Source organism: Geodermatophilus obscurus (assembly GCF_900115395.1).
In the GTDB taxonomy this organism is placed as follows: domain Bacteria; phylum Actinomycetota; class Actinomycetes; order Mycobacteriales; family Geodermatophilaceae; genus Geodermatophilus; species Geodermatophilus obscurus_B.
The window spans coordinates 449,513-475,227 of record NZ_FOWE01000002.1 but is presented as its reverse complement, the minus strand read 5'-3'; the positions used below and the strand labels follow the sequence as shown (position 1 = coordinate 475,227).

The following is a 25,715-nucleotide window of genomic DNA, read 5'->3' as shown; positions in this document are numbered from 1 at the left end:
CATGAGCACCCCCTACTCCGGCGCCACGCCGGTGGGCGGGTCGGCCGGCTACCCGCCCGAGCCACCGCAGGCCAACTACGCCGTGCCGCCCGGCTACGGGCAGGACCAGGCCGCCGGTTACGACGACCAGTCCTACGGCTCCTCCGCCGCCCACGCCGGTGACCTCGGCACGCCGACGACCGACGCCGGCCGGCCCGACGTCGAAGGGGTCTCCGTCGGGCAGCTCATCAGCGAGGTCACCACGGACCTCTCGGTGCTCATGCGCCAGGAGCTCGCGCTGGCCAAGGCCGAGCTGCAGGTCGAGGCCAAGAAGGCCGGCCAGGGCGCGGGCATGTTCGGCGCCGCGGGCCTCGCCGGGCTGATGACCGTGATCTTCCTCAGCATCGCGCTGTGGTGGGCCCTGTCGCACCTGGTCGGCCACAGCTGGTCCGCCCTGATCGTGGCGGTCCTCTGGGGGATCATCGGCGCGGTCGCGTTCTCCATGGGCCGCAAGAAGTTCCGGCAGGTCAACCCGAAGCCCGAACGGACCGTGGACACGCTCCAGCAGGTCCCCGGCGCCCTCAAGCCCCACTGACCCCCGGGCCAACGGCCCCCACACCTCTCTGGAGCAGACATGACCAGCAGTGACCCGGACGCCATCCGGCGGCAGATCGAGGAGACGCGGCGCGAGCTCAGCTACGACGTCGACGCCCTCAACGAGAAGGTCAACCCGGCCCGCGTCGTCGACCGGCGCATGGCCGCGGCGAAGGGCCGCTTCGCCAACGTCAAGGACAAGGTCATGGGCTCGTCCCACGACACCCGGTCCTCGACGCACGGCACCGCCCACAACGCGCTGGGCTCGGTGCAGGGTGCGGCCTCCAACGCGGCCGGCACCGTGCAGGGTGCGGCTGCCAACGCGGCCGGCACCGTCCAGGGCGCGGCCGCCAACGCGGCCGGCACCGTCCAGGACGCCGCCTCGTCGGCGGCCTCGGCCGTCCAGCAGGCCCCGGACGCGGTGATCCGCCAGACGCAGGGCAACCCGCTCGCGGCCGGCCTCATCGCCTTCGGCGTGGGCTGGCTGGTGAGCAGCTTGCTCCCCGCCACGCAGAAGGAGCAGCAGCTGGCCCAGCAGGCCGAGACCGCCTTCCGCGAGCACAAGGACGAGCTGCTGGCCCCGGCCAAGCAGGCCGCCCAGGAGGTCGGCGAGCAGCTCAAGCCGGCCGCCCAGCAGGCCGTCGAGGAGGTCAAGGGCACCGCCCAGGGCGCCGCGCAGACGGTGAAGCAGGAGGGCCAGTCGGCCGCTCAGGACGTGCAGGGCCAGGCCCAGCAGTCCCGCCAGAGCGTGCAGAGCCAGACCTCCGGCTCCTGACGGGAGGGCCCCTCCGCCCCCGCCGCTCGCGCACTCGCGTCGGGACCCTGCGGAGGGGCCGTCCCAGGCTCACCAGCGCCCCGCCGGACACCGTCCGGCGGGGCGCTGCCGTGTCCGGACCCTGCCCAGGCCGGCATCCCCGACGCCGAGCGGGCAGCGCTGGGACCCGCTCCACCCACGGCTCGCGGGCGGTGGCAGGCTGTGAACGTGAACATGCCGGAGGGCAGCAGGACCCGGAGGACCACCGTCGCCACCGACAGCGAGCTGACCACCCGTCTGCTGGCCTTCCTCCAGGGCCGCACCGGATCCGCGCCGGAGACCGCCCGCGACCTCCCCGCCGCCGACCCCGCACTCGTGGAGCGGCTGCGCGCCGCGCACGCCGAGACGCTGCCGGGCTGGCTGGCCGCCATCGCCGGCGCCGCGCGCGCCGGTGACGTCGAGGGGCCGGCGGCCGGGGCCACCGCGCTCGCGGGCAGCAGCGGGCAGCCCGGTGACCCCGCCGTCGCCCGGCTGTCGGGGGCCATCGCCCGGCAGGCCCGCCGCGGCGTCGTCGCGCACGCGCTGGTCACCGAGCTGACCGCTCCCCGGCACCCCGCGGTGCCCGGGCCCCGGGACGGTCAGGCCACCGGCCGGTAGCCCACCCCGCGGACGGTCCGGATCTCGCCGCTGTCCTCCACGACGAGCACCGACCGCGCGGCCCCCGCACCACCCCGCACCCGCGGGCGGCGGTACCTCCCCCGTGCGAGGGACCCTCAGACGAAGGCGCTCACCCCGGTCAGGGCCCGCCCGACGATGAGGCTGTTGATCTCGCGGGTGCCCTCGTAGGAGTAGAGCGCCTCGGCGTCGGCGAAGTACCGCACGACGTCGTTCTCCAGCAGGATCCCGTTGCCGCCGAACAGCTCGCGGGCCAGCCCGACGGTCTCGCGGGCGCGGCCGGTGACGAACGCCTTGGCCAGCGCCGCCTGCTCGTCGCGGAACACGCCCTCCTCCTGCAGCTGCGACACCCGCACCGCCATGCCGAGGCTCGCGGTCACGTTGCCGGCCATGCGGGCGAGCAGGTCCTGCACGAGCTGGAACCCGGCGATCGGCCGCCCGAACTGCTCGCGCTCCTTCGCGTAGGCGATCGCCGCCTCGAAAGCGCCCATCTGGCAGCCGACGGCCGACCAGGCGACGCCGCCGCGGGTCAGCTTGAGCACCCGGTTGACGTCCTTGAACGAGTTGCCGTGCTCCAGCTTGTTCTCCGCCGGGACCCGGCAGCCGTCGAAGACGATGTCGGCGTTCTGCACGGTCCGCAGCGCGTACTTGCCCTCCATCTTCGTCGGCGTGAACCCGGGCGTGCCCTTCTCGACGACGAACGTCTTCACCTGGTCGTCGGCGACGTCGCGGGCGAACACCACGACGACGTCGGCGAACGTCCCGTTGCCGATCCACCGCTTGGCGCCGTCGATGACCCACCCGTCGCCGTCGCGGCGGGCGGTGGTCTCCAGGCCGCGGGCGACGTCGGAGCCGCCGTGCGGCTCGGTCAGCGCGAAGGCGCCGATCGTGTCCAGCGCGACCATGCCGGGCACCCAGCGGGCGCGCTGCTCGTCGGAGCCCAGCAGCACGATCGAGCCCATCGACAGGCCGTTGTGCACGCCGAGAAAGGTGGCCATCGAGGGGTCGACCCGCGCGGTCTCCAGCGCGATGAACCCGGTGAACAGCCGTGAGGCCCGCGGCCGGTGCTCGAGGTCGTAGCTGCGCCCGACCATGCCCTCCTCGGCGAAGCGGGGCACCAGGTCCATCGGGAACTCCGCCGCGGCCCAGGCGTCGTTGACCCGCGGGCGGACCTCCTCGTGCAGGAAGCGCCGGATGCCCGACAGCTCCTTGCGCTCGTCCTCGGTCAGCAGTGTCTCGTATCCGTAGAGGTCACCGGGCAGTTCGTCGGTCATCGCGGGTCCTCACGTCGTCGGGCCCTGCACCTACCCGCAGGCGGACCGGCGCAACTCCACGGCGACCGTCTCGTAAGGAACGGTCGCCGCGGCGGTCGTGGCGGTGACGGCGAACCCCCGCTCCCCCGCGAGCCGCGCGACGGCCGCCGGGACCCGCGCACGGTCCTCCGGGCGCATCACCGAGAACCCCAGGACCACGCGCCCGCCCGGCGCCAGCACGCGGGCGACGACGTCCCACTCCGGCGCGGGCGGCGTCCAGAACGCCCGGACGTCGACGGCGACCACGGCGTCGACGCGCTCGGCGGCGAGCCCGGCCTCGGTCAGCGGACGGGCGAGCACCCGGACGCGGCCCGCCTCGACCGCCGCCGCATTGCGGCGCACCGCCGCCGCGGCCATGCGCGGCGACCGGTCGACGGCGACGACGCTCCCCTGCCCCACCGCCGCCGCCAGCGCGGTGACCAGGACGCCGTGTCCGCAGCCGACCTCGAGCACCCGCTCCCCCGGCGCGGCGGCCACCGCCCCGGCGACGAACGCGAGCCGGTCGGACGCGGCGGGCGGGGTCACACGTGCGCCTGCCCGGTGGAGGCGCTGGTCCCTCCGTCGACGGCGAGCACCGCGCCGGTGACGTACCGGGCGCCCTCGCTGGCGAGGAACAGCACCGGCGGGGCGACGTCCTCCGGCTCGGCGATGCGGCCCAACGGGACCCGGTCGACGTGCGGCGCGAGCGAGGCCTCGTCCCGCGGGGCGTCCTGGTTGAGCTCGGTGAAGGTGAAGGCCGGTGCGACGGCGTTGAGCCGCACGCGCGGCCCCCAGTCCAGCGCCAGCGAGCGCACGAAGTTGGTCACCGCGGCCTTCGTGGCGTTGTAGCCCGCCTGCCCCCAGTCGCCGCGCAGACCCGACACCGACGAGACGGCGACCAGGTTCCCGCCGGACTCCGCCAGCCGGGGCAGGGCGGCCTTGGCGAGGTGGAAGAACGCGTCGACGTTGGTGGCCCGCATCTGCTCCCACGCGTCGTCGGCGAGGTCGGTCAGTTCCCCCCTGGCGTAGCCGGCGGCGTTGCTCACCACGACGTCGAGCCGGCCGAACCGGGCGACGACGTCGGCGACAAGCTGCCGCACCTGCTCCGGGTCGGAGACGTCGGCCGGCAGCGCCGCGGCACGCTCCTCCGGGACGCCCTCGAGCGCGGACTCCAGGCGTTCCCGCCGACGCCCGGTGATCGCCACGGTGGCGCCGGCGTCGAGGAACGCCCGGGTGATGGCCAGGCCGATGCCGGTGCCGCCGCCGGTGACGAGGACGACGGAGCCGGTGAAGTCGAAGGTCGCAGCGCTCATGCGCCCGCCCTACCCGCGGACCCCGGGCGGATGCGCGACCCTCAGCCGCGCTGCTGCCTGCGCCGGCCGCCGAAGGCGCGCTTCACCCGGCGCCACCGGTCGGGCGTGTGCTCGGCGTCGAGCAGCTCGGTCTCGGCGAGGAACCGCTCCACCGGGGCCAGGTCCGGCGGCTGGAAGGGCACCAGCGAGCGGCCGGTGGGCCGCATCAGCGCGTCGACGGCGCGCACCAGCGACCCGCCGTGCTCCTCGACGGCCGCGGCCACCGCACCGGGCTCGACGCCGAGGTGCTCGCCGAGCAGCCGGTGCCGCATGCCGAGCACCGCCGCACGCAGCTCCTCCTCGCGGTCGTCGCCGGTGCGGGCCTCGATCGACAGGTCGCACTCGGTGTCCAGCCCCATCGAGCGGTTGTTGAGGTTGGACGAGCCGATCCGCAGCAGCCGGTCGTCGAGGCAGGTGACCTTGGCGTGCACGTACACCGGCTGCCGCCCCTCGGTGACCGGGACGAGCAGCCGGAAGCGGTCGTGGCGGTCGGCCGCCCGGACCAGGGCGAGCAGCTTCACGCGGGCGGTGTCCATCGCCTTGCTCTCCAGCCAGCCGCTGGCCGCCCGCGGGTTGATGATGACGAACTCCGGGCCGTCCTCCTCGCCCAGCCGGTCGGCGATCGCCTCGGCGATGCGGCGGTTGGCGAAGTACTGGGTCTCGATGTAGACGGTGCGCCGGGCGGCGGCGACCACGGCCAGCCACAGCAGCTCGATCTCGTGCACCAGCTCGGTGCCGCCGTGCTCGGGGCGGGTCCGGGAGACGGCGACGTCGACGTCGGTGAGGAACGGCTCGACGTCCTCCGGCCAGCACGTCCCGGCGTCGGTCACCGGCTCGAGGTGCTCGCCGGTGCCGCTCTCCCACCGCTCGCGGGCGAGGTCGCCGAGCGCGCGGGCGGCCGGGCCGGAGACCAGGCTGGTGACGTCGTGCCACGGCCCGCGGAGCCGGGTGGTGTGCGGCCGGTGGCGCAGCGGGTGGCGGTCGCGGTGCTCGGAGGTGTCCCACCGGTCGGCGGTGACGTCGATGCCGCCGGCGAAGGCGAGGCAGTCGTCGATGACGACGATCTTCTGGTGGTGCGCCCCGCCGACCGGGTGGTGCATGTCGACGGCGAAGCGCAGCCGGTCGGGCGTGCGGCGGTTGAGCAGCACGATCGGTGCCATCCGCCGGTTGAGCGCCACGATCATCCCGAGGTCCCACTGCAGGACGCCGATCTCCAGCCGGGGGTTGGCCCGCACCGCCCGCTCGAGCACGCGGCCCAGCCGGTCCTCGCGCGCGCGGCCCGGGGTGCGGGGGTCCAGGCGGATGCGGGGGTCGAAGTCCCAGCCGATGAACAGCACCCGGCGCTCGGCGCGCAGCACCGCGCGCTTGAGCGTGGCGAAGTAGTCGGCGGCGTCGACGAAGACGGCGTGCCGCTCGGCCTGCTCGATCCGCCAGCACGTCTCGCCGGGGACGAGCAGGGTGTCGGCGGTGGGCGCCGGGACGGTGGAGGCGCCGGACGTCGTCCCGGCACCGTCGGCGCTCTCGATCACCTGCGCAGTCTGCCGACCTGCGCAAGGACCGCGCGCGGCCGGCCCGTCGCCGTCACACGATCGGACCGCCGGCCCCCCGGGTCAGGGGACGACGTCGGGGACGAGGTGCTGGCTCTCCTTGGGCGGGCGCACGTAGTCGTCGGTGACCGGCGGGCGCGGGGGCAGCACCGGCGGCTCGGGCGTGAGGTCCTCGTAGGGGACCTGGGCGAGCAGGTGGGTCATGACGTTGACGCGGGCGCGCTTCTTCACGTCGGCCTCGACCACCCACCACGGCGCCTCCGGGATGTCGGTGGCGGCGAACATGGCGTCCTTGGCGCGGGAGAAGTCGACCCAGCGGTTGCGCGCCTCGAGGTCCATCGGGCTGAGCTTCCAGCGCTTCGTCGGGTCCTGGAGCCGCTTCTGGAACCGCTTCTCCTGCTCGGTGTCGCTGACGGAGAACCAGTACTTGACCAGCGTGATGCCGCTGCGCACGAGCATCCGCTCGAACTCGGGGCACGAGTGCAGGAACTCCTCGTACTCCTCGTCGGTGCAAAAGCCCATCACCCGCTCGACGCCCGCGCGGTTGTACCAGGACCGGTCGAACAGGACCATCTCGCCGCGGGTCGGCAGGTGCGCGACGTAGCGCTGGAAGTACCACTGCCCCCGCTCGCGCTCGGTGGGCGCGGCGAGCGCCACGACCCGGGCTGCCCGCGGGTTGAGCGTCTCGGTGATCCGCTGGATGGCGCCGCCCTTGCCCGCGGCGTCGCGCCCCTCGAAGACGACGACGACCCGCAGGCCGCGCGCCCGGATGTACTCCTGCTGCTTGACCAGCTCGACCTGGAGCCGGGCGACCTCGCGCTCGTACCAGGCGGTGTCGACCTTGCCGGTCGCCTGTGGTGCCTCCTCGAGCGAGGTCCCGGGCTGCTTCTTCGCCGTCATGACCGGCAGCATCGACCCGGGGTGTGACCCCGGCAACACGGCGGGCCGATCGGCCTCGCGCTCACCCGGCCGTCCGCGTACGGTGGGTGCTGTAGCCGGGTCGCCCCGGCCGTCCACCGTGCGTCAGACAGCGGCGTGCACCCCACGGACCCACCGGGTCCGTGACCGAGGTCGCCAGCCCCCGGTTCCCCGAGACCGGAGGCCCCCCGTGGCCGGCACCGACGACTCTCCCCCCGCTGACGCCACCGAGGTGCTCGAGCGGCTCGGCCGGCTCTCGCTGCGGGAGCTGTCCATGGAGAGCCTGCTGCAGACCGTGGCCGACCTGGCCAAGAGCGTCATGCCGGGCGCCCCCGAGGCCTCCGTGACCCTGCTGGTCCGGGACCGGCCGACGACGATCGCCTCCACCGGTGGGCTCGCCACCGCCCTCGACGAGGTGCAGTACGACCGGGGACACGGGCCGTGCCTGCACGCCGCCCGCACCGGCGAGGTCGTCGAGGTCCGCGACACCCGGACCGACGGGCGGTGGCCGGACTACCTCCCGCGCGCCGCCGAGGCGGGCAACCTCAGCTCGCTGTCCCTGCCGCTGGCCGTCGACGCGGACGCGGAGCTCACCGGCGCGCTCAACGTCTACGCCCGCCGGCCGGACGCCTTCGACGAGGAGAGCCGGTCGGTGGGGACCCGGTTCGCCCCCTACGCCGCGGTCGCCGCCGGCAACCTGTACGCCTACCAGAGCGCCCGGGACATGGCCGACAACCTGCAGATCGCCCTGGCCTCGCGCGCGGTCATCGACCAGGCGAAGGGCATCCTCATGGAGCGGCACAAGTTCACCGCCGACCAGGCCTTCCAGGTGCTCGCCCGGATTTCGATGCAGGCCAACCGCAAGCTGCGCGACGTCGCCGACCACCTGGTGGCCACCGGCGAGCTCCTCTCCCCGTAGCCCCCTCAGCGGCCGCGGCGACCCCCCGGGAGGCCGCCGCGGCAAGGCCCCGCCGTTCCAGACCCAGGGGCGGCGGGGCCGCCCTCCCCTGCGGCCGGGCCGATCCGCACCGGGTGTTCACGGAGCGTGACGCCACGGAGGCGTCCTACGACCTTCGGTCCCCGGCGCGCGGCGGCCGGGTCCCGGGCGACTACCGTCCGGGCATGCCGCTCGTGTTGCACTGGGGTGGGCCGCGACACGGCGACGTGGACGACGTGCGGCCCGAGCTCCTGACGTCCTCGGTGCTGGTCTACGACGGCCCCCGCTGGTTCGGCGTCTACCAGCGGTTCGAGCCGGTGCAGGTCCGCGACACCCCGAACGGGCCGGCCGAGGTCTGGGTCGTCCGGGAGTAGCCCCACTGCGGGCCCCCATCGCGAGGGCCACCCGTCGCGTCAGGGGGCTCAGCTGGGGCGGGCCAGCGCGGTGCCGTCCAGGCCGGCGCGGAACTCGACGAGGGACTGGAACACCTGCGCGGCGCCGGCCTCCTGGAGCTCCGCCACGGAGAACCCGCCGGTGCGCACCGCGATCGTGGGGACGGCCACCTTGCCGGCGGCGATGACGTCCCACGTCGAGTCACCGACCATGACGCCGGAGGCGCCCTCGACCTTGGCCAGCGCGGTGACCACGAGGTCCGGTTCCGGCTTGGTCCGCTCCGCGTCGTCGGAGGTGGTCCAGGCGTCGGCGAGGGACCTGCCGTCGACGAGGTCGAGGAACGCCTCGACGTGCTTGGCCTTGCCCGAGCTGGCCAGCACGAGCCGGAAGCCGCGCCGCTTGACCTCCTCCAGCAGCTCGTGCGCGCCGTCGAAGGCCTTCACCTCGCCGACGAGCTCGTCGAACTCCTCGACCCACGCGTCGCGCAGTGCGTCGCCGTGCTCCTCCTCGGCCTCGCGGCCGCCGATCGCGGGCACGAGCATGTCCCCGCCCATGCCGATGGCGCGGTGGATCCGCCACAGCGGGCGGGTGATCCCGTAGCGGTCGAACGCCCGCGACCAGGCGAGCGCGTGGTGGTAGTTGGTGTCGACGAGGGTGCCGTCGACGTCGAAGATCGCGGTGTCGGACACGGAGCTCCAATGCAGGGAACGCGGCAGGCAGCCGCAGGCTGCGCCGGGCGAGGAGGGACCGGCCGGGACCGGGAACGCACGGCCGGAGGGGCAGCGACACGGTCGGCACGCAGGCACGGCATCCGCCGCGGGACACCCGGCCGACCGGCTGACGGCGTCCCGTGGACAGGCACGTCAGGCCGCGTTCTCGACCCGTCCGGACCCTAACAGGGCAGGCGGCGAGGGGCCCGGGCGAGCCGGGCCGGAGGTGCCGGCCCGGTCAGCCGCGACGCTGCGCAGCACCGGGCACGGCGCCGGTCTCGCTGAGCTCCACGGCGATGTCGGCCAGCTTGCGGTTGGTCTCCTGGGAGACCCGGGCCAGCACCCCGAACGCCTGGTCCGCGGTGAGCTTGTAGCGCTCCATGAGGATGCCCTTGGCCTGGCCGATGAGGTCGCGGCTGTCGACGGCCCGGCGCAGCTCCTGCTCGTGCTCGGCGCCGGCCAGCGCCACCGCGGCGTGGCCGGCGAGCATGAGCCCGATCTGCTCGGACTCGTCGTCGAAGGCGCCCGCGGCGGCCGAGTACAGGTTCATCGCGCCCAGCTGGTCGCCCGAGACAAACAGCTGGAAGCACATCATGCTGCCGACCCCGAGCGCCGCGGCCTCGCGCGCGAACTCCGGCCAGCGCTCGTCGGCGCCGACGTCGTCGACCCGGACGACCTCCTGCTCCCACACGGCGTCGAGGCACGGCCCCTGGCCCAGGCGGCTCTGCAGCTCGTCGACCTGCCGGGGCAGGTCGCCGCTGGAGGCCCGGGGCTCCACCCGGTGGCGGCCGATCACGTAGCTGATGCCGCACTCCATGGCGTGCGGCACCGTCGCCACCGCGGACGCGGTGATGGCCCGCAGCGTCCCCTCGACGTCGCCGTGCTCCTCCTGCAGCTGCCGGGCGACCCGGCTCATGGCGTCGCCGAGGTGCTGCCGTACGTCGCACTCACCCGGGCTCGACACCATGGCCCCAATCTAGTCAGTGCGACCGTCCGTGAGGGGACGCGGACACCCGGCGCATCCCGACGGCGGGACTACGCCGAGCTGTCGTGGTCCAGGGCGAGGTGGTCCAAGGGGATCTCCCGGTCGACGACGCGCCGGGCGAGCCGGTCCAGGTCCTCCCCGCTCGTGTAGGCGTGGGCTCGGAGGAGGGCGAGCGCGTCGGCGCTGCTCACGCCGAGACCGGCGTTGAGGAAGCCCAGGGCCTGCCACACGGTCGACCGCCGCTCGGCGGCTGGGGCGTCGAGCCAGGCCGGCCCGCCGTCGGTCCCCCGCGAGGTCCTGCCCTCCGCCCGGAGCACCGAGGTGACCTCGGTGCTGACCGCGAGCGCGTCGGCCAGGCCCAGCCGGGTGACGTCGTTCGGGGGGACGGTGTAGAGGTCCAGCGCGCCGATGCCGCGCAGGGCGTCCTCCAGCGGCAGCGAGATCGTCCCGCGGATCGGCGTCCGGGTGACCAGCCCGTCGTGGAACACCGGCCACCGGGTGCGGATGGTCGCCTCGTCGGCCACCAGCGGGCGTCCCTCGGCGTGGGCGGACAGGCAGGGTCCCTCACCCGCGGTGAACTGCAGCCGCTCCGCGATCGACGACGTGGCGTCGCTGGCGCCCACGGGCAGCCGGCGGTCGTCGGCGAAGAAGAGTGCGATGCCCGCGCCGTCGACCGGGAGCACCCGGGCGCACACCCGCGCCAGGCGCTCCGGCAGCAGCTCCGGACCGGTCAGGTCGAGCGCCGACGCGGCGAGCGCGACCCGGAACTCCTCGACGACCGTCACGACGACCGTCTACCCAGCCGCCCCCGTCCTGGAACGGGACGGTCCCGTCCGTGGGAGGCGCGTCCTCCGCCGCGGCCATAGCGTGGCGGTCACCGCCCCAGCAGCCGGGCGCCCCGCCACGTCGTCGGAGGGCCCCGTGGCCTCTTCTCCCGAGGGTCCCGCCCGCACACCGGCCGGCACGGTCCAACCCGACCCCGGTCACGACGACGGGGGCGGCCTGACCGGTGCGGTCGTGGTCGTGGCCCTGGTGTCGGCCATCTCCGGACTGCTCTACGGCTACGACACCGGCATCATCTCCGGCGCGCTGCTGCAGATCAGCGACGAGTTCGGCATCGGCAGCGGCTGGGAGCAGGTGATCGCGGCCTCGATCCTCGCCGGTGCGGTCGTCGGGGCGCTGGTGTGCAGCCGGCTCAGCGAGCGGCGCGGCCGGCGCACGACGCTGCTCATCGTCGCCGCGGTCTTCGTCGTCGGCGCGCTCGCGGCGTCGCTGGCCCGCGATCCGCTCACGCTGTCGCTGGCGCGCGTCGTCCTCGGCTTCGCCGTCGGCGGCGCGACGCAGACCGCCCCCGTGTACGTCGCGGAGCTGGCTCCCAGCCGGTACCGCGGCCGTCTGGTGCTGTTCTTCCAGATCGCCATCGGCGTCGGCATCGTGATCGCCACGATCGTCGGTGCGACCGAGAGCGTCGACTGGCGGCTGGCGATCGGCGCGGCCGCCGTGCCCGGCGCCCTGATGCTGCTGTTCCTGCTGCGCCTGCCCGACAGCCCGCGGTGGCTGGTCAAGGCCGGTCAGCGCGACCGCGCGCAGCAGGCGCTCGAGGGCGTGCGCCCCCGGGGCGACGACGTGTCCGGGGAGATGCGCGACATCGACGAGCTCGTCGAGGCTGAGCGCGAGGCCAGCACCAGCGGCTGGCGGGGTCTGCGGGAGGCCTGGGTGCGCCCGGCGCTGGTCGTGGGGTGCGGGCTGGCGATCTTCACCCAGCTCTCGGGCATCGAGATGATCGTCTACTACTCGCCGACGATCCTCACCGACAACGGGTTCTCCGACTCCGCGGCGCTGCGGGTCTCGGTCGCGCTGGGCGTCACCTACCTGGTCACCCAGCTGATCGGGCTGGCGATCATCGACCGCGTGGGCCGGCGGCGGCTGACGCTGCTCACCCTCCCCGGGGCGGCGCTGTCGCTGATCGTGCTCGGCAGCTTCTTCGTCACGGGCAACGACGGCGACGCGCAGGTGCCCTACATCATCGCCACGCTCATCGCGTTCATGGCCTTCACGGCCGGCGGCATCCAGCTCATGGGCTGGCTCACCGGCTCGGAGATCTACCCGCTGGCCACCCGCGAGGCCGGCGCCGCCGCGCAGTCGGCGTCGCTGTGGGGCACCAACCTGCTCATCACCCTGACGCTGCTGAGCACCATCGAGACGATCGGCACCGGGCAGACCTTCTGGCTGTACGCCGGGTTCAACATCGCCGCGTTCGTCTTCCTGTACCGGAAGATGCCCGAGCTCACCGGCCGCAGCCTGGAACAGATCGAGGGCAAGCTCTCGAAGGGGCAGTTCCGGCCGGCGGACTTCGCCCGGGGCCGGTAGTCCGGAGCGGCCGCCGTCGCCGGGCCCGGTCGGCCGGGCCCGGCGCTAGGAGAACGTCAGGATCGGGCCTGCCGTCGGCGGCCGGCCGTCTTCCGTGCTGCTCTACGCCCTGCTCGCCAACGTCGTCGAGAAGCCCGACGGCATCACGATCTCCGCCTTCTTCGTCGTCGGCATCGTGGCGATCTCCCTGGTGTCACGGGTCACCCGCACCACCGAGCTGCGGGCCGACCACATCGATCTCGACGACCCGGCCCGCTCGTTCGTCACCGACTCGCTGGCCCACGACGGGCAGCTGCACCTCGTGGCCAACCGCCGCCAGCGCGGGGAGGCCGGGGAGTACGCGGAGAAGGAGGAGGCCCAACGCGGGATGAACCCCGTGCCCGGTGCCGCCGACGTCCTGTTCCTGGAGATCGACGTGGTCGACCCCTCGGCGTTCAGCGGGGCGCTGCACGTGCGGGGCGTGCAGGTGGACGGTCACCGGATCCTCCGGGCGGAGGCCCCGGCGGCGCCCAACGCCATCGCGGCGGTCCTGCTCGCCCTGCAGGAGGCGACCGGGGTGCGGCCGCACTGCTACTTCGAGTGGTCCGAGGGCAACCCCCTCGGGCACCTGTTCCGCCACCTGCTGCTCGGCCGCGGCGACACCCCGCCGGTGGTGCGGGAGATCATCCGCGAGGCCGAGCCCGACCCCTCCCGCCGGCCCGGCATCCACGTCGGCGGCTGACGGTGACCGGCGTCCTCGCGGTCGTGCCGTACGTGGTGGCGGTGCTCGGTGCGGCGGCGGTCCACACGGCGGGCTTCCTGCTCTGGACCGGCCCGCCCGGCCGACCGGGCTCCGGTCCCTACGGCGACTGTCCGGTGACGGTGTCCGCGCCCGACCCGCCGGGTCCACCCCGACCGACCAGGTCGACGTCGCCGTCGATGGTCGCGCCCCGCAGGAGCATCACCAGCAGGACCGCCCCCAGCAGGACGAGGGCGACGACGACGGCGGCGATCCACGGCCAGGTGCGGTACCTGCGCCGGGGACGCCGACGGGGGGCGACGGTGACCTGGACCGGCGCGGGGGCGCCGTACTCGATCGTCGGTTGCCGGACCCCCTGCACCCGGTCGGGCAGGGTCACCGTGGCCTCGTCCCGAGGAGTGCCGCCCGGCCCGGACACCCCCGAGGCCCCGGCCTGGGGAGGGCGTGCACGGGCCGGGACCGGTGGCCGGCCCACCCGGACGGTGGGCTCGGCGCGGATCCCCGGCGGCTGCGGATCGGCTGCGCCTGGCGTCGACATCTGGACCTCCGTCGTCGGCCCGCAGGCCCGGCGGCTGTGGGGCGGGTGCCGGTCCCCACCATGCCCGGGGAGCACCGGGGTACTCCTGCCGACGGGAGCCCGGTCCGGCGCCGTCGACGGCGGGCGCCCCCCGGCGATCTCGAGCCGTGGGCACTCAGCCGGAGCGCCACGTCGTGCCGGGCCCGCGCTGCCACGCGCCGGCGCCGCCGGCCAGCGGCCGGAACCCCGCGAGGCCCTGCTCGACCGGTCTGCACCCGGCCGTGCAGTCGAACTCGACCGGCACGCCGTCGAGCCAGCCGACGGCCGCGGTGAGACCGCAGCGCGGACAGGTCTCCCAGGTGATGTGTTCACTCGCCATGTCTCTCCCGGCCGGTGCACACCGGCGAAGGGGTGGCCGCTGACCCTGGGCTCGAGCTGGCGCACCTCGTGGAGCGACGCCGTCCTACCCGCGTGCGAGACGCCCGAACCCGGCCGCCGGGGCCCGGACGGAGATGGGGCGCGGCACCTCCGCCGCTTCCTGGGCCCTGCCGTCGTGCTCGTCCATACTGGACCGACCAGGTGCCGCTGCAGACCCACGCGGAGGCTCGACCGGGGACGGGGACGATGAGCGCGCACGGCGACGACGCGCGGCGACCCGACGTGGCGGAGTGGCCGGGCGAGCCGGACGAGGCGCGACGCTCGCTGCTGGACCTGGCGGTCGCCGCTGCCGGGATCGGCTCGTTCGACTGGGACCTGGTCACCGGCACCCTGAGCTGGGATGCGCGGCTGATCGAGCTGTTCGGCTACGACGCCGCCACGTTCGACCGCAGCATCGACGCGTTCAACGCCCGTCTGCACCCCGACGACGTCGACCGGGTCGGCGAGCTGCTCGGCCGGGCGATCGAGACGGTGGGTGAGTACTCCGCGGAGTACCGGGTGGTCCTCCCCGGCGGTGGGCAGCGGTGGGTGGCCGCCCGCGGGCGGGCCCTGGCCGACGAGTCGGGTGCGGCCGTGCGGCTGCTCGGGGCGGCGTGGGACATCTCCGTCCGCCGGGAGGCACAGGACCGCCTGGCGCAGCTGGTCGAGTCGATGGCGGTCGGGTTCATCGCCATGGACACCGACTGGGTGATGACCCACGTCAACGCCGAGGGCGAGCGGGTCACCGGCATGCCGCGGACGCAGTTGCTGGGCCGGACGCTGTGGGAGGTGTTCCCCGCGACGGTCGGCACCGAGTTCGAGGCCTCCTACCGCCGTGCCGCCGACACCGGCCGGCCGGTGGTCTTCGAGGCCTTCTACCCCGAGCCGCTCGACGTCTGGGTCGAGGTCCGCGCCGTCCCCGGCGACGACGGGGTCGCGCTGTACTTCCTCGACATCACCGCCCGTCGCCGCGCGCAGGAGCTGTCGGACCGGGCGGCCGAGCGCGAGCGGATGCTGTCCCGCATCACCGAGGAGCTGTCGGCGACGCTGGACGCCGACGAGGCCGCCCGCCGGCTCACCAGGCTGGTGGTGCCCGGTGTCGCCGACTGGTGCATCGTCACGCTCATCCACGACGAGGAGGCCAGCGGCGACCGCCGGGCGCTGCGGAACGTGACCTCCTGGCACCACGACCCGCAGTGGCGCGGCGCCGTGGACGCCTACGCGCGGACGCGGCTGGCTGCCCTGAGGGACGACTCGCTGGTCGTCCGGGCCATGCGCACCGGGCAGCTGCAGCTGCTCGCGCGGGACGCCACCGACCAGGTGCGGGGGATGCTCCACCCGGGACCGGTGCAGGACCTGGTGCTGGAGCTGGCGCCCGAGTCGATCGCCGTGCTCCCGCTGCCCGGCAGGAACGGCCCCGTCGGGATGCTGACGTTGTGCACCGGTCGGGCCCGCGGAGGGTTCGTCCCGGCCGACCTGGTGACCGCCCGCCACGTCGCCGCCCGAGCCGGGGTCGTGCTGGACAACGCGCGCCTGTACCGGCAGCAACGCGACCTGGCCGAGGGCTTCCAACGGTCCCTGCTGACCCCGCCGCCCGAGCCCGACCACGTGCAGATCGTCGTCCGGTACGTCCCCGCCGGGGAGGCGGCCGAGGTCGGCGGGGACTGGTACGACGCGTTCCTGCAGCCCTCGGGTGCCACGGTGCTCGTCATCGGGGACGTCGTCGGTCACGACGTCCAGGCCGCCGCGGCGATGGGCCAGGTGCGCACGATCGTCCGGGCGCTGGCCGCTCGCGACCACGGCGGACCCGCTGCGGTCCTCGGCGAGGTCGAGCAGGTGATGCAGACCCTGCAGTCGGAGATCCTCGCCACCGCTGTCGTCGCGCGCCTGGAGCAGACCGACGACGAGCGCGCGGCCGGTCTGACCCGGCTGCGCTGGTCGAACGCCGGGCACCCGCCCCCGATGGTGGTCACCCCGGACGGGCACGTGCGGGTCCTCGACGGCGGCCGCCCGGACCTGCTGCTGGGGGTCCGCCCCGACGCGCCACGCCGGGAGGCCGAGGTGACCCTGCCGTGGGACAGCGTGGTGCTGCTCTACACCGACGGGCTGGTGGAGAGCCGGCACGAGGACATCGACCACGGCCTGCACCGGCTGCAGGTGCTCCTGGGCGAGCTGGCCGGCCGCGAGCTCGACGAGCTCTGCGACGAGGTGCTCGCGAGGATGCTGCCGACCAACCCCGGTGACGACGTCGCCCTCGTCGCCCTGCAGCTGCACCCGCAGGACCGGCCGCGGCCGCCCCAGGCCGGACCGAACCGCGTGCCGCCGAACGTGCCGGCGGACTGAGCCGGCCCGTCCCCGCGGACCTGCCGAGGTCTCAGCTCCAGCTCGTGGAGAGCCGCACGCTCACGCCGTGCTCGTCGTGGCGGACCGCGACGTGGTCGCACAGCTGCCGGGCCAGCCACAGACCCATGCCGCCGTGGGAGAGGTCCTGCCCGTGGGCGGGTCCGTAGCCGGCGAACGGGTCGTCGAGGCCGCTGCCGGAGTCGCGGACGGTGGCCACCAGCCGCCCCGGTGCGGTCCACAGGCGCAGGCCCGCCGGCGGGGCACCGTGCCGGACCGCGTTGGAGGTGATCTCGTCGACGGCCATGAGGAAGTCCTCGAGCAGGTCGGGCGGACCGTCCACGGCTTCCAGCAGGTGGCGGACCGTGTGCCGCAGACCGGTGTAGTCGGTGATGCGGTCGTCGGCCAGCACCGGCGGCGTCGCCTCCAGCGGCTCGACGGGCACCGGCAGGGTGCGCACGTAGGTGGCCGGGTCGACGAAGTCGGGGTTCACCGCCCGCCCGGAGGCGGTGACCAGCTGGGGGTGGGTCTGCCGGACCGAGGTCAGGATCGGCTCGGGCAGGGCGGCGTCGACCACGCACAGGCCCCACAGCGGAGACGCGGCGAAGGCGACGTTGACGACCGCCTCGTAGGCCTGCCACTCCCGCCACTCGGCGGTCGTCGTGCCGAAGTCGGTCTCCCCGACCACCCGGAGCCGCCGGCCCGGCGCGGCGTGCTCGGCGGCGAAGCGGCGGAACGTCGTGATGGCGGTGGGCGTGCGGGCGCGGTACACGCTGCGCCGCTCGACGACCACCACGCGCGGGTCGTCGCCGACGGCCTCGCGCAGCGGCCCGGTGGTCGCGGGTCCGGCTGCGATGAGCGCGGCGTCGCCGGCGGCCAGCCCGTCGAGCAGCCACGGAGCCGCGACGGCGACGAGGTCGTCGACGCCGTCGTAGACCAGCGCGTCGTGCAGGTACCCGGGAGGCACCTCGTCGGAGCCCGGCACGCGACTGCCGGGACGCTCGACCGGGTGACCCACCTGCACCGTGCTCGTCCCCCCGTGGTGTCGGCTGCCTGCGACGAGAGCCGTCTCGACGGAACTGCTCCCCTGCTGTCTACCCGACGGCCGAGCGCCTACGCCGCCGCGAGCCGGTGAGCACCCGAGGGGGACCGCAGGAGGGCCCGGGGTCGACGGGAGTCGCCGCACCTGGCCGCGACGCGGCGGGTTCCGGCGGACGGCGCGATCGACCCCCACACTGCCGGGCCGCCGTGATCGCGTTCACGGGGTCCGCCGTCGTTCCCGCAGCCCCTCGGACTGCCGGTTCGACCGACGGCGGACACCCGCCCACCGGCGCGAACCCCGCCGACTGCCACCACGACAGCGACCAGGCCGACGGAACCCTGCCGACGACGCCGTGGCGGCACCTCGGGCCCGGCGCTCGCCCAGTGTCCGGAGGCGGCTCCAGGGACAGCCGGCGCCGGCGCCGGGCGGTCGGCGAACGGTCAGTCCATGACCGGGGTCGGCCGACTCGTCGATCACCGGCTCCGGCGGGCCATCGCGGCGGTCCCTCGACCTCCGGGGTGTCCCGGTGGTCGTCGCTCGTCTCGCCGCCGTGGACGTGTCCGTCGTGAGCTGCTCAACGCCCGCAATGGCAAGGCTCGGTGGGGCTCCCTCGGTTCGGTCGCTCCGCTGACCAGGTCGCTCGGCCGGACGCCCGTCGATCGATGGCGGTCAGGAAGAGGACGGCGCGTGGCCTGCGCCCGTGAACGGAGGGCACCGCAGGCCCGTATGCACCAGTGATCCCGGCCACATCCGGTCGGGCCGACACGGGCGGAGTTCCTCGTGCGACTGGTCGTCCGTACCGCAGCGAGCACGTCTCCGGGCGTCGCGACCACGAGTCCGCGCTCCGCCGTGCGCCAGCGCACGGTGCGGGCGGCGACCGCTCCGGCTGCGGCGACCGCAACCCCTCCCACTCGGAGCCGGACCGGTTCGGTGAGCAGCGTCTCGACTTGCGTCACGGAGGTGGGTTGCGGAGCTCTCATGACGGAACGAGGTACGTCCGAGAAGGCACTGAGAATTCATGCACAGCGGTCACTCGGAGCCTTGACAGGCCCACCGCGCGAGCGCAGGCTCTTCACCCCGCGGCGGCCGGGCGGTTCAGGGAATGGGCCGAGAGGAGTCGTACCCACAGCCCCGGAGGCGCAACGACGTGCTAATCGGCACGTGCGACTCCACGGCTCCCGCGCAATTGCACAGCCTGACGATCGACACCGTGGTGCGGTGACGGCTGGCGCAATGCAGGCCGACTCGTGGTCGGTTGACGAGGGGGGCTCATGCACGGGGGCAGAGGTTCCACACCGCGTCACGTCCGTCGTGGTCGTCGAGGAGTGCGAGGCGTGCCACGCCTGCCATGCAGGTCTCCCACCGGTTCACGGCTTCACCAGGTGACACGCGGCTCCGCCGCACGTGGACGCGATCGCCGTGGCCCCACTGCTGACCGCACACCTGCCGATCGCTCCGAAGGCGATCCCTGCACTGCTCGTCGTCGACGTCGCACGTCGTCGGCCAATTCGCCTCATTGCGCCGGTACGAGAGCGCAACTGAGCGATCCGCTGCCGCTGAGGATCTGATCATGACAGTCATATGCGCTCCCCAGGCCTTCAACGAAGAGGACCTGTACATCGATCTCCGATCGATCTCGAACCACTCGCTCTTCCTGAAGTGCGAGGGCTTCAACTTCGCCGGTTCGGTCAAGTTCAAGACCGCGAGGGAAATGGTGGATGCCGCTGAGCAGGACGGGAGCCTGCGGCCCGGTGCGGTCCTGATCGAGTCCTCGTCCGGGAACCTCGGTGTGGCGCTGAGCATGATCGCGGCCAGCAAGGGCTACCGATTCCTCTGTGTGACCGACCCTAGGTGCAACCTGTCCAGCAGGCGGCTGATGGAGGCGCTGGGCGCCCGGGTGCACACCATCACCGAGCCCGATTCCGTCGGGGGCTTCCTCGGCGCCCGGAAGGACTACGTCCGGGCGATGTGCGCCTCCGACGACCGGTACGTGTGGCTCAACCAGTACAGCAACCCGCGCGCCTGGATGGCCCACTACCGCACGACGGCACCGGCCATCGCCCGCTCCTTCCCCGAGCTGGACGTGTTGTTCGTCGGTGCCGGCACCACCGGGACCCTGATGGGCTGCGCCCGCTGGTTCCGGGAGTGGTACCGGCCGGTGCGGATCGTCGCGGTCGACAGCGTCGGCTCGGTGACCTTCGGCAGCCCGGCCGCCCGACGGATGATCCCCGGCCTGGGCAGCGGCGTCCGCCCGGAACTGCTCGATGAGTCCTTCGTCGACGACGTGGTCCTCGTCGAGGAGGTGGACACCATCAGAGCCTGCCACCGGCTGGCCCGCCGCGGCTTCCTGTTCGGCGGCTCCACCGGCACGGTGGTCAGCGGCGCCACGAACTGGCTGGCCCGGCACGACGGGTGGGACGTCACCGCGGTGGCCATCGCCCCAGACCTCGGCGAGCGCTATCTCGACACCCTCTACCAGTCCAACTGGGTCGAGGCTCTGTACGGCAAGGACGCGCTCCCTGTGGACACGGGAGCTGAGGCGGGACCGGCCGTGCTCGAGCCACGGTCATCCGCGTACCGGTCGTCCGTCACGTCCGACCCGCGCTGAGGCGGAGGCGCAGGCGACGCATCCCCCCGCACGGGCACAGACCTGCTTCCTCGCGCTGAAGGAGTCCATGACGTGGGACACCCGATCGAGGTCCTCACGACTGCCCCGGCAGCAGCCTCGGCCGTTCATGACGAGCACGCCCCGCAGACCCAGGCCGTCCTGGCCGCGGTGCTGGCCGACGTCCTGCAGGTCGAGCAGGTCCCGGTCGACGCGCACGTCTTCGACGACCTGGGCGCGGACTCCATGGTCATGGCGCGCTTCTGCGCCCGCGTACGCAAGCAGCCAGACCTCCCCACGGTCTCGATGAAGGACGTCTACCAGCACCCGACGATCCACAGCCTGGCGGTGGCGCTCGCACCGCCGCCTGCCACCGACCCCGTCGACACCAAGCTGGCCGCGGTGCTGGCCGACGTCCTGCAGGTCGAGCAGGTCCCGGTCGACGCGCACGTCTTCGACGACCTGGGCGCGGACTCCATGGTCATGGCGCGCTTCTGCGCCCGCGTACGCAAGCAGCCAGACCTCCCCACGGTCTCGATGAAGGACGTCTACCAGCACCCGACGATCCACAGCCTGGCCGCAGCCTTCAGCGCCGACCTGCCTGCCGCGGTCGAGCGATCGGCCCCGGTGCCGACCGCGGCACCCCCACCTGCCCCCGCCAAGACGGCGCAGTACCTCCTCTGCGGGACCCTGCAGGCGCTGTTCTTCTTCGGCTACTGCCTCCTCGTCGCGGCCGTCAGCGTGGCCGGCTACGGCTGGATCTCCGACGGCGGGGGGATCGTCGACCTGTACGCGCGGTCGGTCGTCGCCGGCGGTGCGGCCTTCGTCGGGCTCACCCTCTTGCCCATCGTGGTGAAGTGGGCGCTGATCGGGCGCGGCGGACCGCGGCAGTTCCCGGTCTGGAGTCTTGCGTACGTCCGCTTCTGGATCGTCAAGACGCTGATCCAGCGGAATCCGATGCTGCTGTTCTTCAGCGGCACGCCGCTGTACGTCTGGTACCTGAGGGCGCTGGGCGCGAAGGTCGGCCGGGATGTCGCGATCTTCGTCCGGCAGGTTCCGGTGGCCACCGACCTGCTGACCATCGGCGACGGGACGGTGATCCGGAAGGACGTCCTGATCAGCGGCTACCGGGCCCACGCCGGCCAGATCCAGATCGGCCGGATCACCCTCGGCAGGGACGTGGTCGTGGGCGAGGCCTCGGTCATCGACACCGAGACGTCGATGGGGGACGGCGCCCAGCTCGGTCACCGGTCATCGCTGCACGCCGGTCAGGCGGTGCCCGCGGGTGAGAGCTGGCACGGAGCGCCGGCCCGGCGGGCCGACGTCGACTACCGGCTGGTCCCGCCCCGGGTCTGTCGCACCCGCCGCAAGGTGGTCTACACGCTCCTCAAGCTGGTCACGGTGCTGCTGGTCGACCTGCCGCTGGCGATCGGCGGACTGGCTTTCCTGTTCCTCGCGTTCCCCGGCCTCGGCGAGCTGCTCGATGCCGGCCCGGTGGCCTTGACCAGCGCGACGTTCTACCTCAACGCCCTGGTGGGCTCGCTGATCCTCTACTTCGGCACCTACGTCGTCGGCTTCCTCTTCGTCACGACCGTCCCCCGGCTGCTGAGCGCGCTCATCACACCGGGCCGCGTCTATCCCCTGTACGGCTTCCACTACTCGGTGCAGCGGACGATCACGAAGACGACGAACGCCAAGCCGCTGCTGAAGCTCACCGGCAACAGCTCCTACGTCGTCCACTACCTGAGAGCCCTGGGGTACCACCTCGGGCAGGTGGAGCAGACCGGGTCGAACTTCGGTGAGGCGGTGAAACACGACACCCCGTACCTGACCTCCGTCGGCAGCGGCACGATGATCGCCGACGGACTGTCGGTCTCGAACGCCGACTTCTCCAGTACGTCCTTCAGGGCGTCCTGGGTCTCGATCGGCGCACACAGCTTCCTCGGGAACGCGGTCGCCTATCCCGCGGAGGCCATGGTCGGGAACGACGTCCTGCTCGCGACGAAGGTGATGATCCCGATCGACGGGGAGCTCCGGGAGGGCGTCGGGCTGCTGGGCTCCCCTGCCTTCACGATCCCGCGCACCGTCTTCCGCGACGCCACGATCGACGCCCACCTCCAGGCCCCGGGTGAGCTGTCCCGCCGACTGGCCGCCAAGAACCAGCACAACCTCATCACCATGGGCCTGTTCCTGCTGCTCCGCTGGGTCGATGTCTTCGCACTGGCCGTGATCACCACGGCCGGCCTCGACCTCAGCGACCGCTACGGCAGTAGCGCGCTCGCGGCGTCCATGGTGGTCGCCGTCCTGTTCGTCACCGTGTACACCGTGCTGATCGAGCGCGCCTCCACCGGTTTCCGCCCGCTGACCCCGCAGCAGTGCTCGATCTACGACCCGTACTTCTGGTGGCACGAGCGCTACTGGAAGCTGATGGCCGACACGCAGCCGAACTTCTACAACGGCACGCCGTTCAAGAACGTCGTCTGGCGGCTGCTGGGTGTCCGACTCGGCCGCCGGGTGTTCGACGACGGCGCCGCCATCCCCGAGCGGACGCTGGTCACCATCGGCGACGACTGCACCATCAACGCCGGGACCTCCATCCAGGGCCACTCGCAGGAGGACGGCGGCTTCAAGTCCGACCACATCACCATCGGCGCCGACGTCACCCTCGGGGTCGGCGCCTGGGTGCACTACGGCGTGACGGTCGGCGACGGCGCGGATCTCGGTCCCGACGCCTTTCTCATGAAGGGCTCTGAGGTCCTGCCGGCCGAGCACTGGGGCGGCAACCCGGCGCAGGAGCTGCGGGACGACGAACTGCCCACCGGCCTACGCACGTCGGCCCCCGCCTCGAGCGCCGCTCCCGACGGCCACGCCCGGATCGGGCGCACCCACGACACCATGGAGGAGCTCATGGAGGTGCTCCGTCAGGACGCCCTCTCCGATGGTCAGCACCAGGCCGTCCCGCCACAGCGGATGGCCGGCCGACACCGCGCCCGCCAGCGCCACCGGGCGGCGACCCGGTGAGCGCGGTGGACACGGTCGCGACGCCGGACGCCGGCCGCGAGTTCTGGCGGGAGGTGCTCATGACCGGCGGACGGACCACGCTCCCGCGTTGGACACTCGACCCGGTGCCAGGTGTGGCGGAGCACGAGACGCCGGTACCCCGTGGGCTGCTGACAGCGGTGCGGGAGCTGGCCGGAGACCTGGCCGTCCACCCGAGCGCACTGCTGCTGGCCGCGCACGCCCGGGTACTCACGGCGCTGTCCGGCGATCGCGAGGTACTGACCGGCTACGTGACCGGTCCGGAAGACCGGACGCTGCCGTGCCGGCTGGACACCGGCGCCGGCTCCTGGCGCGAACTGGTGCGGGAGGCCGCGCACGCCCGGGCGCGGCTGCTGGCGCACCGAGACGCCCCCCTCGAGGCCCTCCGCCGGGAGCACGGCCTGACCGACGCATCGTCCGAGTCCGCGGTCGACCCGGACGGCATCGGTGGCGACCTGCCCGACACCGCTGTCCTCTCCGTCGGCGCCGTCCCGCACGGCGCCTCCCTCGGACTGCGGCTGCAGTACCGGACTGACGCCGTGGACGCCGCGACCGCCCAGCGGATCAGCGACTACCACCTCACCGCGCTCCGGCTCATGACCGCTGATCCCGACGCTGATCCCGGACGGCAGAGCCTGCTCTCCGCCGAGGAGCTCGAGTTCCAGCTCGTGGGGCTGGCCGGACCCCGCCGCGAGCTGCCGGACCGCCGGGTGCACGAGCTGGTGGAGGAGCAGGCCCGCCGACGTCCGGACGACATCGCCGCTGTGCACGGGAACGCCCGGATCGGTTACGGCGAGCTGGACGCCCGCGCCAATCGGGTGGCCCGGGCGCTGCTGGTCCGCGGGCTCGCGCCGGAGGACGTCGTCGCCGTGGTCACCGAGCGCGACCTGGACTGGCTGACCGCCGTCCTCGCGGTGTTCAAGGCCGGTGGCGCCTACCTGCCCGTCGAGCCGCACCTCCCCGCCGACCGGATCGCCGTCGTGCTGACCCGCGCCGGCTGCCGGCTGGCGCTCACCGAGCCGGGCAGCACCGCCTCGCTCGACGCGGCCCTGGCCGGGCTGCCGGGCGTGCAGGCGCTGCACGTCGGCGACGCCGCTGACGAGGGGCATCCCGCGACCAGCCCCGGAGTCGCGGTCGGCCCCGGGCAGCTGGCCTACCTGTTCTTCACGTCCGGGTCGACCGGTGAGCCCAAGGGGGCGATGTGCGAGCACGCGGGGATGCTCAACCACGTCCTGGCCAAGATCGACGACCTCGGCGTCGCCGGAGGCCGGGTGGTCGCGCAGGTCGCCCCGCAGGGCTTCGACATCTCCCTGTGGCAGCTGGTGTCGGCGCTGGTGGTCGGCGGGCGGACCGTGCTCGTGCCGCAGGACGTCGTCCTCGACGTGGCGCGCTTCGTCGACCAGCTGGTCGACGAGCACGTCGCCGTGGTGCAGGTGGTCCCCTCCTACCTCGAGGTCGTGTTGACCTACCTGGAGGCGCACCCCCGCGGGCTGCCCGACCTGCGCTGCGTGTCGGTCACCGGCGAGGCGGTGAAGAAGGAACTCGTGCAGCGTTGGTTCGCCGCACAGCCGGGCATCGCGCTGGTCAACGCCTACGGGCTGACCGAGACCTCCGACGACACCAACCACGCGGTCCTGCGGTCGGTCCCGGAGACCGACCGGGTACCGCTGGGACGCCCGATCCCCAACGTCGAGGTACGGGTGGTCGACGAGCACCTGGTGCCGGTGCCGCTGGGCGCGCCCGGCGAGATCGTCTTCTCCGGCGTCTGCGTCGGCCGCGGCTACGTCAACGACCCGGAGCGGACCCGCCGGGCCTTCGTGCCCGACCCGTACCGCCCGGGCCGGCGGCTGTACCGCAGCGGCGACTCCGGACGCTGGCTGCCCAGTGGTGAACTGGAGTTCCTCGGCCGTCGGGACAGCCAGGTGAAGATCTCGGGCTTCCGGATCGAGCTCGGCGAGGTGGAGAACACCCTGCTCGGGGTGCCCGGCGTGCGCGACAACGCGGTGGTCGTGGCGCAGGGGCCCGACCACAGCCGCCACCTCGTGGCCTTCTTCACCGGCGACGAGCTGCCGGACGACGTCCTCCGGGACCGGCTGGCCGCCTCCCTGCCGGCGTACATGGTGCCGCGCGCCTTCCACCACCGGCCGAGTCTGCCCCTGACCCCCAACGGCAAAGTCGACACCAAGGTCCTCACCGCGCTGGCCGGCCAGCTCGCTGCGGTGGTCGAGGACACCACCGCCCCGCGGACGCCGAGCGAGCGGAGGGTCGCCGCCGCCTGGTCGACGGTGCTCGGCATCCCAGCCGACCAGATCGGCCGGACCGACGGCTTCTTCGACCGCGGCGGGACGTCACTGTCGGCCGTGAAGCTGGCGATCGCGCTGGACCGCACCGTCTCCCTGCCCGACCTCGTCCGGCATCCCGTCCTGGCCGACCTCGCCGCTCTGCTCGACGAGCGCGGCCGGCCCTCCTCCGTCCCCTCCTCCGAAGCCCCGGAAGGCAACGCGCTATGA

General features: G+C 73.6%; 22 protein-coding genes. 11 read left to right on the top strand and 11 right to left on the bottom strand.

Translation table 11 applies throughout. From position 1 onward, the window contains the following. Position 1: 1 nt before the first annotated feature. The 3 genes from BM165_RS05745 to BM165_RS24160 all read left to right on the top strand — a co-directional run bounded on the left by BM165_RS05745 (position 2) and on the right by BM165_RS24160 (position 1,984). Entirely contained in the window at positions 2-574 is a 573-nt protein-coding gene (locus BM165_RS05745) for a phage holin family protein (RefSeq protein WP_075012508.1), read from the top strand. Positions 575-613: 39 nt separating this feature from the next. Beyond that, positions 614-1,348 (top strand): DUF3618 domain-containing protein, encoded by a 735-nt coding sequence (locus BM165_RS26005; RefSeq protein ID WP_075012507.1) that lies wholly within the window; start codon positions 614-616, stop codon positions 1,346-1,348. 207 nt (positions 1,349-1,555) lie between these two features. Further along, on the top strand, positions 1,556-1,984 hold the full coding sequence (locus tag BM165_RS24160) for a hypothetical protein (protein ID WP_143108036.1): 429 nt from the start codon (positions 1,556-1,558) through the stop codon (positions 1,982-1,984). 116 nt (positions 1,985-2,100) lie between these two features. Here the strand turns inward: BM165_RS24160 and BM165_RS05730 are convergent, their stop codons facing one another. The 5 genes from BM165_RS05730 to ppk2 form a co-directional block, all read right to left on the bottom strand. After that, positions 2,101-3,276: an acyl-CoA dehydrogenase family protein gene (locus BM165_RS05730; protein WP_075012505.1), complete on the bottom strand. Its 1,176-nt coding sequence runs from the start codon at positions 3,274-3,276 to the stop codon at positions 2,101-2,103. Positions 3,277-3,306: 30 nt separating this feature from the next. Beyond that, positions 3,307-3,840 (bottom strand): methyltransferase domain-containing protein, encoded by a 534-nt coding sequence (locus tag BM165_RS05725; protein WP_075012504.1) that lies wholly within the window; start codon positions 3,838-3,840, stop codon positions 3,307-3,309. Next, on the bottom strand, positions 3,837-4,607 hold the full coding sequence (locus BM165_RS05720; RefSeq protein ID WP_075012503.1) for a meso-2,3-butanediol dehydrogenase: 771 nt from the start codon (positions 4,605-4,607) through the stop codon (positions 3,837-3,839). The genes BM165_RS05725 and BM165_RS05720 overlap by 4 nt, the downstream gene beginning before the upstream one ends. Before the next feature lie 41 nt (positions 4,608-4,648). Beyond that, positions 4,649-6,175, bottom strand: coding sequence for a phospholipase D-like domain-containing protein (locus tag BM165_RS05715; protein ID WP_244274071.1), 1,527 nt, complete (start codon positions 6,173-6,175; stop codon positions 4,649-4,651). An 81-nt stretch (positions 6,176-6,256) separates the two neighbouring features. Beyond that, entirely contained in the window at positions 6,257-7,093 is an 837-nt protein-coding gene (ppk2, locus tag BM165_RS05710; RefSeq protein WP_075012668.1) for a polyphosphate kinase 2, read from the bottom strand. 208 nt (positions 7,094-7,301) lie between these two features. Here ppk2 and BM165_RS05705 point away from each other — a divergent pair, with 208 nt between their 5' ends. Then, positions 7,302-8,030 carry a GAF and ANTAR domain-containing protein gene (locus BM165_RS05705; protein WP_075012502.1) on the top strand — a complete coding sequence of 243 codons (729 nt, stop codon included), beginning with the start codon at positions 7,302-7,304 and terminating at the stop codon, positions 8,028-8,030. Positions 8,031-8,233: 203 nt separating this feature from the next. Then, positions 8,234-8,422, top strand: a complete 189-nt coding sequence (locus BM165_RS05700; protein ID WP_143108035.1) for a hypothetical protein — start codon at positions 8,234-8,236, stop codon at positions 8,420-8,422. A 48-nt stretch (positions 8,423-8,470) separates the two neighbouring features. Here BM165_RS05700 and BM165_RS05695 read toward each other — a convergent pair whose 3' ends face one another. From BM165_RS05695 to BM165_RS05685, 3 genes are all read right to left on the bottom strand, one after another. Further along, positions 8,471-9,130 carry an HAD family hydrolase gene (locus tag BM165_RS05695; protein ID WP_075012500.1) on the bottom strand — a complete coding sequence of 220 codons (660 nt, stop codon included), beginning with the start codon at positions 9,128-9,130 and terminating at the stop codon, positions 8,471-8,473. A 259-nt stretch (positions 9,131-9,389) separates the two neighbouring features. Beyond that, positions 9,390-10,118: a GAF and ANTAR domain-containing protein gene (locus tag BM165_RS05690; RefSeq protein ID WP_075012499.1), complete on the bottom strand. Its 729-nt coding sequence runs from the start codon at positions 10,116-10,118 to the stop codon at positions 9,390-9,392. 68 nt (positions 10,119-10,186) lie between these two features. Next, positions 10,187-10,921: a GAF and ANTAR domain-containing protein gene (locus BM165_RS05685; RefSeq protein WP_075012498.1), complete on the bottom strand. Its 735-nt coding sequence runs from the start codon at positions 10,919-10,921 to the stop codon at positions 10,187-10,189. A gap of 136 nt (positions 10,922-11,057) precedes the next feature. On the opposite strand from BM165_RS05685, the gene BM165_RS05680 reads away from it, so the two are divergent. Both BM165_RS05680 and BM165_RS05675 read left to right on the top strand, forming a co-directional pair. After that, positions 11,058-12,506 (top strand): sugar porter family MFS transporter, encoded by a 1,449-nt coding sequence (locus BM165_RS05680; RefSeq protein WP_083427081.1) that lies wholly within the window; start codon positions 11,058-11,060, stop codon positions 12,504-12,506. A 94-nt stretch (positions 12,507-12,600) separates the two neighbouring features. Further along, positions 12,601-13,227, top strand: a complete 627-nt coding sequence (locus BM165_RS05675; RefSeq protein WP_208976659.1) for a hypothetical protein — start codon at positions 12,601-12,603, stop codon at positions 13,225-13,227. 118 nt (positions 13,228-13,345) lie between these two features. On the opposite strand, the gene BM165_RS05670 is transcribed toward BM165_RS05675, so the two are convergent. After that, positions 13,346-13,624 carry a hypothetical protein gene (locus BM165_RS05670; RefSeq protein WP_075012497.1) on the bottom strand — a complete coding sequence of 93 codons (279 nt, stop codon included), beginning with the start codon at positions 13,622-13,624 and terminating at the stop codon, positions 13,346-13,348. Positions 13,625-13,937: 313 nt separating this feature from the next. Then, entirely contained in the window at positions 13,938-14,141 is a 204-nt protein-coding gene (locus BM165_RS05665; protein ID WP_075012496.1) for a hypothetical protein, read from the bottom strand. A gap of 245 nt (positions 14,142-14,386) precedes the next feature. On the opposite strand from BM165_RS05665, the gene BM165_RS05660 reads away from it, so the two are divergent. Next, the gene (locus BM165_RS05660) at positions 14,387-16,522 is read left to right on the top strand and encodes a SpoIIE family protein phosphatase (protein ID WP_083427080.1); all 2,136 of its coding nucleotides are present in this window, start codon (positions 14,387-14,389) and stop codon (positions 16,520-16,522) included. Between the two features lie 31 nt (positions 16,523-16,553). Here BM165_RS05660 and BM165_RS05655 read toward each other — a convergent pair whose 3' ends face one another. Further along, on the bottom strand, positions 16,554-17,504 hold the full coding sequence (locus tag BM165_RS05655; RefSeq protein ID WP_075012495.1) for a sensor histidine kinase: 951 nt from the start codon (positions 17,502-17,504) through the stop codon (positions 16,554-16,556). 1,627 nt (positions 17,505-19,131) lie between these two features. Here BM165_RS05655 and sbnA point away from each other — a divergent pair. From sbnA to BM165_RS05640, 3 genes are all read left to right on the top strand, one after another. Then, a complete protein-coding gene (sbnA, locus tag BM165_RS05650; RefSeq protein WP_083427078.1) occupies positions 19,132-20,169 on the top strand; it encodes a 2,3-diaminopropionate biosynthesis protein SbnA in 1,038 nt (345 codons plus the stop codon). A 72-nt stretch (positions 20,170-20,241) separates the two neighbouring features. Continuing rightward, complete coding sequence (locus tag BM165_RS05645) at positions 20,242-23,187, top strand: Pls/PosA family non-ribosomal peptide synthetase (RefSeq protein ID WP_075012494.1); 2,946 nt, start codon at positions 20,242-20,244, stop codon at positions 23,185-23,187. After that, positions 23,184-25,715: a non-ribosomal peptide synthetase gene (locus tag BM165_RS05640; protein WP_075012493.1), complete on the top strand. Its 2,532-nt coding sequence runs from the start codon at positions 23,184-23,186 to the stop codon at positions 25,713-25,715. The genes BM165_RS05645 and BM165_RS05640 overlap by 4 nt, the downstream gene beginning before the upstream one ends.

Coding starts and splice junctions, on each gene's coding strand:
- BM165_RS05745 (WP_075012508.1), top strand. CDS start 2: ATGAGCACCCCCTACTCCGGCGCCACGCCGGTGGGCGGGTCGGCCGGC.
- BM165_RS26005 (WP_075012507.1), top strand. CDS start 614: ATGACCAGCAGTGACCCGGACGCCATCCGGCGGCAGATCGAGGAGACG.
- BM165_RS05730 (WP_075012505.1), bottom strand. CDS start 3,276: ATGACCGACGAACTGCCCGGTGACCTCTACGGATACGAGACACTGCTG.
- BM165_RS05720 (WP_075012503.1), bottom strand. CDS start 4,607: ATGAGCGCTGCGACCTTCGACTTCACCGGCTCCGTCGTCCTCGTCACC.
- ppk2 (WP_075012668.1), bottom strand. CDS start 7,093: ATGACGGCGAAGAAGCAGCCCGGGACCTCGCTCGAGGAGGCACCACAG.
- BM165_RS05700 (WP_143108035.1), top strand. CDS start 8,234: ATGCCGCTCGTGTTGCACTGGGGTGGGCCGCGACACGGCGACGTGGAC.
- BM165_RS05690 (WP_075012499.1), bottom strand. CDS start 10,118: ATGGTGTCGAGCCCGGGTGAGTGCGACGTACGGCAGCACCTCGGCGAC.
- BM165_RS05665 (WP_075012496.1), bottom strand. CDS start 14,141: ATGGCGAGTGAACACATCACCTGGGAGACCTGTCCGCGCTGCGGTCTC.
- BM165_RS05660 (WP_083427080.1), top strand. CDS start 14,387: ATGAGCGCGCACGGCGACGACGCGCGGCGACCCGACGTGGCGGAGTGG.
- sbnA (WP_083427078.1), top strand. CDS start 19,132: ATGACAGTCATATGCGCTCCCCAGGCCTTCAACGAAGAGGACCTGTAC.